At 71.7% G+C, this 9096-nt stretch carries 8 protein-coding genes; 1 reads left to right on the top strand and 7 read right to left on the bottom strand.

Translation table 11 applies throughout. The annotated features are described in order from the left end of the window. The 4 genes from AWZ10_RS04700 to AWZ10_RS04715 all read right to left on the bottom strand — a co-directional run. Positions 1-1031: phytoene/squalene synthase family protein (locus AWZ10_RS04700; RefSeq protein WP_159058212.1), on the bottom strand; the 1031-nt coding region annotated here is incomplete at its 3' end. A gap of 258 nt (positions 1032-1289) precedes the next feature. Then, entirely contained in the window at positions 1290-3836 is a 2547-nt protein-coding gene (locus tag AWZ10_RS04705) for a polynucleotide kinase-phosphatase (protein ID WP_060890511.1), read from the bottom strand. Then, positions 3833-5314 (bottom strand): 3' terminal RNA ribose 2'-O-methyltransferase Hen1, encoded by a 1482-nt coding sequence (locus AWZ10_RS04710; protein ID WP_060890512.1) that lies wholly within the window; start codon positions 5312-5314, stop codon positions 3833-3835. Before AWZ10_RS04710 ends, AWZ10_RS04705 begins: the two co-directional genes overlap by 4 nt. A 396-nt stretch (positions 5315-5710) precedes the next feature. After that, entirely contained in the window at positions 5711-6634 is a 924-nt protein-coding gene (locus AWZ10_RS04715) for an LLM class F420-dependent oxidoreductase (protein WP_046709452.1), read from the bottom strand. 239 nt (positions 6635-6873) lie between these two features. On the opposite strand from AWZ10_RS04715, the gene AWZ10_RS52190 reads away from it, so the two are divergent. Beyond that, the gene (locus AWZ10_RS52190; RefSeq protein WP_162948279.1) at positions 6874-7041 is read left to right on the top strand and encodes a hypothetical protein; all 168 of its coding nucleotides are present in this window, start codon (positions 6874-6876) and stop codon (positions 7039-7041) included. A 380-nt stretch (positions 7042-7421) separates the two neighbouring features. On the opposite strand, the gene AWZ10_RS04720 is transcribed toward AWZ10_RS52190, so the two are convergent. From AWZ10_RS04720 to AWZ10_RS04730, 3 genes are all read right to left on the bottom strand, one after another. After that, positions 7422-7898, bottom strand: a complete 477-nt coding sequence (locus tag AWZ10_RS04720) for a DUF6099 family protein (protein WP_037700704.1) — start codon at positions 7896-7898, stop codon at positions 7422-7424. 192 nt (positions 7899-8090) lie between these two features. Continuing rightward, positions 8091-8435: a nucleotide pyrophosphohydrolase gene (locus AWZ10_RS04725; protein ID WP_046705210.1), complete on the bottom strand. Its 345-nt coding sequence runs from the start codon at positions 8433-8435 to the stop codon at positions 8091-8093. A gap of 40 nt (positions 8436-8475) precedes the next feature. Beyond that, the coding region (locus AWZ10_RS04730; RefSeq protein WP_482258091.1) for an AAA family ATPase at positions 8476-9096 on the bottom strand (621 nt) is incomplete at its 5' end.

A 9096-nucleotide genomic window follows, 5' to 3' on the forward strand; every position in this document is an offset into this window, starting at 1 on the left:
GCCGGCTCGTCCGTGGTGGCGTCGGTGGGAGACGTGGCACCCGCGCGGGAAACGGCCGGCGTCCTCCCCGGGGTGTCCGCCCCGCCGGGCGGCAGCGTCAGCCGCCACACCACGGCGGCCCGCGCCCGGGCCGGGCCGAGGATCCGCCACTCGGTGTGCCGGGGGACGCGAACCGGGCGGTGCAGGACGGCCGATCCGGCCCGGACGATCGCGTCCAGCTCCGCGCCGAACAGTTCGACGGCGCTGTCGAGCACGATGGAGGGGCCCAGCGGCAGCGTGTTCCGCAGCGCCCGGCGGGAGGCCTCCAGCCATTCCCGGGCCTGGTCGGCGAGGTGCGCGACCAGTTGCCGGACCGCGGGGGTCCACTCGCGGGAGATCAGCTCGGCGGGGGTGACCTGGAAGCGGTCGAGGACCTCCGCGGGGAACCACACCTGCCCGCCGTCGAGGTCCTCGGGGAGGTCGCGGAGCATGTCGGTGAGGAACAGCCCGTCCACGAAGCGGGTGAAGCCCGGGAGGTCGCGGAGCCGCACCGGTACGGGCAGCCCGGACCGGACCAGCATCCGCATCAGCTGCTCGGGCCAGCTGACGTTCTGGGCGTGGGCGCGCTCGCGCCACTCCTGCCAGGTCGCGACACCCTGACGGCCCTCGTCACCCTGGACCGCGTCCAGGGAGCCCAGCAGATCGCCGAGGTCGAGTCCCCAGTGCCACACCGCGTCGGTCAGCGCGCGCCGGACCGGGTCGTCGCTGGTGCCGCTCGCCAGGTCGGCATCCAGCGCGGCCCGCCACTCCTGGAGCCGCCGGGCGCGCTCCTGCGGGGTGCCCTCGGTGGAGTCGACCAGGTCGTCGGCGGAGGCGAGGGCGGCGTACAGGGCCCAGCAGGCGGGCCGTACCGCCGGGGGCATGAGCTGCATCAGGGCGTACTCGGTGGGCCGTGTCGTGCGGACCAGGCGGCGGCACTCGTCGTACGCGGCGTCGAGTGCCGATCGCTCTCGTCCGGACCGCGTTACGGACCGCGTGGTGGTGCGACGCATGGGAAACCCCACATACCTTCGAATGGGACCGATGGGACCGACTCGGGTGACAGCGATCGCCTGCGACTGGCTGCGATCACTGTCACCCGAGCACTGCCGGAACCGCTGGAACCGCTGGAACCATTCGAACACAGTGCACGGCCACGCCTGGCTGCGACATTATCAGCCGCATTGTCGCCTCCCGGGCGCGGGTCCACCCGTCAAGGACGCGGGGGTGTCACGTCCCGGACGGGGGTCTTTCATCCCGGACGGCGGTTGTCACAGACGAGGGTCGACCGGCTCCGACTCCAGTGCCAGTACCCCGAACACCGCCTCGTGCACCCGCCACAGCGGCTCCCCCTCGGCGAGCCGGTCCAGAGCCTCAAGGCCCAGGGCGTACTCGCGCAGGGCGAGCGACCGCTTGTGGTTGAGGAACCTGCCGCGCAGCCGGTCGAGGTTCTCGGGACGGGTGTACTCCGGCCCGTAGATGATCCGCAGGTACTCCCGGCCCCGGCACTTGATGCCCGGCTGGACCAGCCTTCCCTGACCGCTCCTTACCACGGCCTCGACCGGCTTGACGACCATGCCCTCACCGCCGCGGCCGGTCATCTCCAGCCACCAGTCGATCCCGGCCCGCACCGAGGCCTCGTCGCCGGTGTCGACGAAGAGGCGTCGGGTCGTCTGCAGCAGGCCGCTGACGTCGAACTCGACGAGCCGGTCGATGAGGGCCAGCTGTTCGTCGTGCGGGAGCGCGGCGAGGCTGCGGCCCTGGACGGCGAGGATCTGGAAGGGGGCGAGCCGGACTCCGTCCAGGCCCTCGGTCGGCCAGCAGTAACGCCGGTACGCGTCGGTGAACAAGGCGGCGTCGGCGGCGCGCTCGCGCTGCTTGCCCAGCAGCTCGCCCACGTCGACACCGCGCGCCACCGCGCCCTCCAGGGCGGCCAGCGCGCCCGGGAACACCGCGCCGGACGCGGCGCCGACGGCCGCGTACTGGGTGCGCAGCAACCCGGACGCCTTCAGCGACCACGGCATCAGCTCGGCGTCCAGCAGTACCCAGTCGGTCTCCAGTTCGTCCCACAGGCCGGCCGCCGTCATGGCTTCGCGGACCCGGCCGAGGACCAGTTCTGTGCGGGCCTCGTCGTCGAAGAACGGGCGGCCGGTACGGGTGTAGAGGGAGCCGGTGGGGCCGTCCGCGCCGAAGCGCTCGCGGGCCGCGCCCGCGTCACGGCAGACCAGGGCGACCGCGCGCGAACCCATGTGCTTCTCCTCGCACACGACCCGCGCGACCCCGTCCTCCCTGTACTGCGCGAACGCCTCGGCCGGGTGCTCCAGATAGCCCTCGATGTGCGAGGTGGCCGTCGGGGCCATGGTCGGCGGCAGGTACGGCAGCAGCCGCGGGTCGACCGCGAAGCGGCTCATGACCTCCAGGGCGGCGGCCGCGTTCTCCTCGCGGACCGACACCCGGCCCGCGTGCCGGGTCTCGACGACCCGGCGGCCGTGCACGTCCGCCAGGTCCAGCGGCCGGCCCTCGTGCCCGCCGGGGGCCTCCGTGGCCAGCGGCTTCGCCGGCTCGTACCAGACCCGCTCCGCAGGCACCTCGACCAGTTCGCGCTCCGGCCAGCGCAGCGCGGTGAGCTTGCCGCCGAAGACGGCGCCCGTGTCGAGGCAGATGGTGTTGTTCAGCCAGGTGGCGGTGGGCACCGGGGTGTGGCCGTAGACCACGGCCGCGCGGCCCCGGTAGTCCTCCGCCCACGGGTAGCGCACCGGCAGCCCGAACTCGTCGGTCTCGCCGGTGGTGTCGCCGTACAGCGCGTGGCTGCGCACCCGGCCGGAGGTCCGGCCGTGGTACTTCTCCGGCAGACCGGCGTGGCAGACGACCAGCCGGCCGCCGTCGAGGACGTAGTGGCTGACGAGCCCGTCGATGAACTCCCGTACCTGCTTCTTGAACTCCTCGCTCTCGCCCTCCATCTGCTCGATGGTCTCGGCGAGTCCGTGGGTGTGCTGGACGTTGCGGCCCTTGAGGTAACGGCCGTACTTGTTCTCGTGGTTGCCGGGCACGCAGAGCGCGTCGCCCGAGCCGACCATCGACATCACACGGCGGAGCACGCCCGGGCTGTCCGGTCCCCGGTCGACGAGGTCGCCGACGAAGACCGCCGTGCGGCCCTGAGGGTGCGTGCCGTCGACGTAGCCCAGCTTGCCCAGCAGCGAGTCCAGTTCGCTCGCGCAGCCGTGGATGTCGCCGACGATGTCGAACGGGCCGGAGAGGTGGGTGAGGTCGTTGAAGCGCTTCTCGGTGACGACCGTGGCGTTCTCGGCGTCCTCCACGCCCCGCAGGACGTGCACCTTGCGGAAGCCCTCGCGCTCCAGGTGCCGCAGGGAGCGGCGGAGTTCGCGGGTGTGGCGCTGGATCACGCGGCGCGGCATGTCGGCGCGGTCGGTGCGGGCCGCGTTACGTTCGGCGCACACCTCCTCCGGCACGTCGAGCACGATGGCGATGGGCAACACGTCGTGCTTCCGCGCCAGCTCGATCAGCTGCTTGCGGGACTCCTGCTGCACGCTGGTCGCGTCGACGACCGTACGGCGGCCGGCCGCGAGGCGCTTGCCCGCGATGTAGTGCAGGACGTCGAAGGCGTCCTTCGTCGCGCCCTGGTCGTTCTCGTCGTCGGAGACGAGGCCCCGGCAGAAGTCGGACGAGATGATCTCGGTGGGCTTGAAGTGCCGTCGGGCGAACGTCGACTTGCCCGAGCCGGACGCGCCGATCAGCACCACGAGGGAGAGGTCGGTGACGGGCAGGGTGCGCCCCTGCTTCAGCCGGGTCTCGGTCATGCCGCCTTCGCCTCCTTCTCGTTGGTGTTGCGCTGCTTGAACACGGCCATCTGGGTGGGCGGCCCGACCTCCGGGTCGTCCGGCCCGACGGGCACGAACCCGACGTCGTAGCCGTGCCGTTCGGCCACCGTGGTCGCCCAGGTGCGGAACTCCTCCCGCGTCCACTCGAAGCGGTGGTCGCCGTGGCGGACATGGCCGGCCGGGAGGCTCTCCCAGCGGACGTTGTACTCGACGTTCGGGGTGGTCACGAGGACGGTCCTCGGGCGGGCCGAGCCGAACACCGCGTACTCCAGGGCGGGCAGCCTCGGCAGGTCGAGGTGCTCGATGACCTCGCAGAGCACGGCGGCGTCGTACCCCTTGAGCCGCTTGTCGGTGTAGGCGAGGGAGCTCTGGAAGAGCTGGACACGGGAGGCCTGGCGCTCGCCCATGCGGTCGAGCTTGAGGCGGCGGGAGGCGATGGTGAGCGCGCGCATCGACACGTCCGTACCGACGATCTCGGTGAAGCGGACGTCCTTGAGCAGCGCCTGCATCAACTGGCCCTGGCCGCAGCCGAGATCGAGGACCCGCGTGGCGCCGGACTCCTCCAGCGCGGCGATGATCGCGTCCCGTCGCTGCACGGCGAGCGGCGTCGGCTTCTCCTCGCCCTCGGCCTCGCCGTCCGCGGCCTCCTCGACGGCGTTGTCGATCGCCTCGACCTCGCTGTCGTCGGCCTCGGCCAGCCGTACGAGTTCCAGGCGCTCCATGGCCTGCCGGGTCAGCGACCAGCGGCGGGAGAGATAGCGGCTGGTGATCAGCTTGTGCTCCGGGTGGGCCGGGAGCCACCCCTCGCCCGCGCGCAGCAGCTTGTCGACCTCGTCGGAGGACACCCAGTAGTGCTTGGTGTCGTCGAGGACCGGGAGCAGGACGTACAGGTGGCGCAGCGCCTCGGCCAGGGTCAGCGACTCCGACTCCAGGACGAGCCGTACGTAACGGGAGGCGCCCCACTCCGGGAACGCGGTGTCCAGCGCCACCTCCTCGGCCGTGACCGTCCAGCCGAGCGGCTCGAACAGCTTGACGACGAGGGCCGGGCCGCCGCGTGCGGGCAGCGCCGGTATCTCGACGCGCAGCGGGCGGGCCTGCTCCGGGAGTTCGGGCCGAGCCTTGCAGTGACCGCGCACGGCGCTGGAGAAGACGTCGTTCAACGCGACGGCGAGGAGGGAGGAGGCCGCGTACGGGCGGTCGTTGACGTACTGGGCGAGCGCGGCGTCCGGTGCTCCGCCACGCCCCTTGCCCTTGCCGCGCCGGACCAGCGCCACCGCGTCCACCTCCAGCAACAGCGCGGCCGTGCACCGCTCGACGTCCGCCTCGGGGTAGAGGACGTGCGCCTTGCCGTAGGAGGTGGAGAACGCCTGCGATTTGTCGGGATGCTTGTGCAGCAGGAAGCCGAGATCGGTCGCGGGGCGCTCTGGGGTACCGGTGGTACTGATCGTCAGGAACACGGTGGGGTGCCTCGTGGTGGGTGGCTCGGGCGGGTGAGTGAGTTCTGGGAGAAGGTGTCTGAACTGCGGATACCTGCGCATCGTCCCGTTCCGGCGCGCGCCCCCAACGTACAGGGAAGGCTTGGGCGGCACTCAGGCTTTTTCCGCACGCCATCACGCGCCACCACGCGCGTCCGACTGTCCCCGGAACCCCGTCCCGACACCCCCCTCACCCGACCGTGGGACCACCCGCACATCGCCTGAGCCACGGCGCGCCCCCGCTCTTCGAGGACGACCCATGGCCGTGGGAACTCTTCGGCTGGAAGTCACGGACTCCCCACCGGTCGCTGTGCCACGTAGCGGCACAGCGACCGGTGGGGAGGGCCGGAATCCTCGCCCTTCAGGGCGACGAGCATGTCAGGACAGCTGGGACTGCACCTGGGCGGAGATCAGCTCCAGGTGGTCCAGGTCGTCGAGGTCGAGGATCTGGAGGTAGACGCGCTGGGAGCCGATCGCCTGGTAGCGGGCGATCTTGTCGACGACCTCGGCCGGGGAGCCGGCGAGGCCGTTGGCCTTGAGTTCGTCGACCTCGCGGCCGATCGCGGCGGCACGGCGGGCGACCTCGGCGTCGTCCTTGCCCACACAGACGACCAGGGCGTTCGAGTACACGAGGTCGTCACCCTTGCGTCCGGCCTCCTCGGCGGCCTTGCGGACCCGGCCGAACTGGCGCTCGCTGTCCTCGACCGAGGCGAACGGCATGTTGAACTCGTCGGCGTACCGCGCGGCGAGCCGGGGGGTGCGGCTCGCGCCGTGGCCGCCGATGAGGACCGGCACCTTGGCCTGCGCCGGCTTGGGCAGCGCGGGCGAGTCGGTCAACTGGTAGTGGGCGCCCTCGTACGAGAACGTCTTGCCGACCTCGGTGGCCCACAGGCCGGTGACGATGGCCAGTTGCTCCTCCAGACGGCCGAACTTCTCCTTGGGGAAGGGAATGCCGTACGCCTTGTGCTCTTCCTCGAACCAGCCCGCACCGAGACCGAGTTCGATACGGCCGCCGGACATCTGGTCGATCTGGGCGACCTGGATGGCGAGTACGCCGGGCAGGCGGAAGGTTCCTGCAGTCATCAGGGTGCCCAGGCGGATGCGCTTGGTCTCGCGGGCGAGTCCGGCCAGGGTGATCCAGGCGTCGGTGGGGCCGGGCAGACCGTCCGTCGAGCCCATGCTGAGGTAGTGGTCGGAGCGGAAGAAGGCGTCGAAGCCGAGGTCCTCGGTGGCCTTGGCGACGGTGAGGAGGGTGTCGTAGGTGGCCCCCTGCTGGGGCTCGGTGAAGATGCGAAGATCCATGCCTCCATCCTGCATGCTCGCCCCTCGGTCGACGGCATCGGTCCCGGCCGTGCCGCGCGGCCACGGTCGGGTGAAATTCCGTCAATCCGGCGCATGGGGCGGGCTCGGGCCAGTGACCGGCGGGAACGGTGATCGTTGCTCGGGGGGAGCCGGACCGCCCGGCACCCGTCGTCGGCGGCCGCTGCCGGGACGCCTGCACACGTGCCCCCTCGGGGGGCGAGGGCCGAGGAGGCCGTCACATGTCCCAGGAAGCCGTGCCGGAGCAGGCAGCCGTGCCTGCGCAGCCGAAGGGTCTGCTCCAGCAGATGGAGGAGCTGATGGCTGCCCTGAACGCGGACCTGTCCCAGCTCGACGCGGATCTGTCGGTGCCGCGGGCCGCTGCCGCGGAGGAGAGCGACACGGTCTGACCCTGCCCGAGCCGTGAAGCCGGCGCCCGGTCCTCTCTCGCGGCCGGGCGTTCGTCATGCTCCCCGGGGGTCGGCGGGATTCTTCTCACCCCGGCCCCGGCCCCGGCCCCGGCCCCGCCACCGCCTCCGCCGCCCCTACCTGTCCCGTCCCGTCTCGTCCTGGCTCCAGGGGCTGCGCCCCTTCGCCCCCCTGGAGGGAGGGGGGAGGGGGGAGGGGGGGTTGTGGGGTGGGTGCGGGTGGGTTGGGGGCTTGTCGCGCAGTTCCCCGCGCCCCTGAGAAGCAGGGGTGCTCCCCGGTTTTCAGGGGCGCGGGGAAACCGGGCAGCGACCGCACCCGACCCCGCAGCCGAACCACTCACCCCGCCGCGCACCCGCACCACTCACCCAGCCGCCGCGTCTCTCTCCGACAGGACCTGGTCCCGCACCGCCAGACGTCGCAGCATCTCCAGGACGCGGTCACGGGCCTCGTCCGCCGCGTCGATCGCTTCCATGCACTGCCAGTAGGTCGCCTCGTCGTCCGCCCCACTCGCCAGCCCCACGAGCGCTATACCGACCTCCCCCAGCAGGCCCCCGAGCCGCAGCAGCGACTCGTGGGCGTCGCCCAACTCGGTGAGCTGGGCGGCTCGTAAATCTCCCACGCCGAGCAGCGGGGCGCCGAGTATGCCGCAGCCACTGCCGGCCAACTCGGTCAACCCCAGTGCCTCGCCGCGCAGTTCGGGGGGTCCCGAAACCGCGAGACGGCTGCCGATCGCCTGGGCGAGGGCATAGGACTGCCATGCCTCCGCCATGAGCTGAGGCCCCTCGACGCTGCCCGCCAGTGCACGCCTGCTCGCCAAGATGAGCCGCACCGCATCCATGCGCTGCCCCCGACTGTCCTGACGCGCTCTCGCACGTCCGCCCGAACTCCTGCCTGTTCATTACCCACAGTGAGGGCCGCTGAGACGGAAAGCCAGAGGAAGCCTGAAATCTGTGGATAACAAGTCGACTGTGAACAACTCGATAACTCCGGAGAGTGACGAACGGAGTGACGCGATCACCGTCGAGCACCGTCAGGGCTTCTCACGCGCCGGAAATCTCCGTTCGTTGCGGTCGATCTTCGCATCCAGGGCTGACAGTGGGTCGATGTCCAGCACCTCGCACAGCTGGAGCAAGTAGGCGAGCACGTCGGCGACTTCGTCCGTGACGCGATGGGCGGTCTCGGGGTCCGCCATCACGCGTGCGGACTCGTCCGGCGTCAACCACTGGAAGATCTCGACGAGTTCGGAAGCCTCCACGCTCAGCGCGGAGACCAGGTTCTTCGGCGTGTGGTACCGCCGCCAGTCGCGGGCGGCAGAGAACTCGGCGAGCCGCCGCTGCAGGGTCGCCACGTCGAGCTCACGCACGGGCTCGCGCACGGGCTCACGCACGGGCTCACGCACGGACTCCCGCGCGGGTTCAGGATCTTTCACGGTTCAGGTCTACCACCGTCACCCCCGCCACCCCGGCGACCCAGGAGGCGTCACTCACCGCGCCGACCAGCCGGATGTGCCCGCGCTCGCACATCCGGGCCGCCAGCCGCACCAGTTCCAGGGCCTGCCTCGGGTCGAGGGCCCGGTCGAAGCCGTCGGCCAGGACCGTGAGCGTCTGCAGGGCCGCGGGCACCTCCGCGACCGGGTCGACCTCCAGCACCCCGGGGCCGGTGAACAGCACGAGCGCCAGCGCCAGATACCTCAACTCCCCGTCCCCGAGCAGGCCCAGGGCCGTCCGCACCCCGTCGCCCCGGTCCAGCACCGCCCGTACCGCGCCGCCGCGCAGCGGCTCGGCCAGCAGATCGAGGACCGGTCCCGCACAGCCGTCACGAACGGCCCCGACGAGCAGCGCGTGGCGTCGGCCGCACTCCGTCCGCGTACGCCACAGCACGTCGGCGAGGTTGTCGCAGCCCCGGAGCAGCCGTCCGGAGCCGAGCGGCACGGCGGCTCGCATCCGGCCGGGGCGCGGGTCGCAGGCGTAGACCGAGCGGAGGGCGACCACCATCTGCTCGGCGGCGGCGAGGACCCGGCGCTGGCCGTCCGTCTT

Source organism: Streptomyces europaeiscabiei (assembly GCF_001550375.1).
Classification (GTDB): domain Bacteria; phylum Actinomycetota; class Actinomycetes; order Streptomycetales; family Streptomycetaceae; genus Streptomyces; species Streptomyces europaeiscabiei.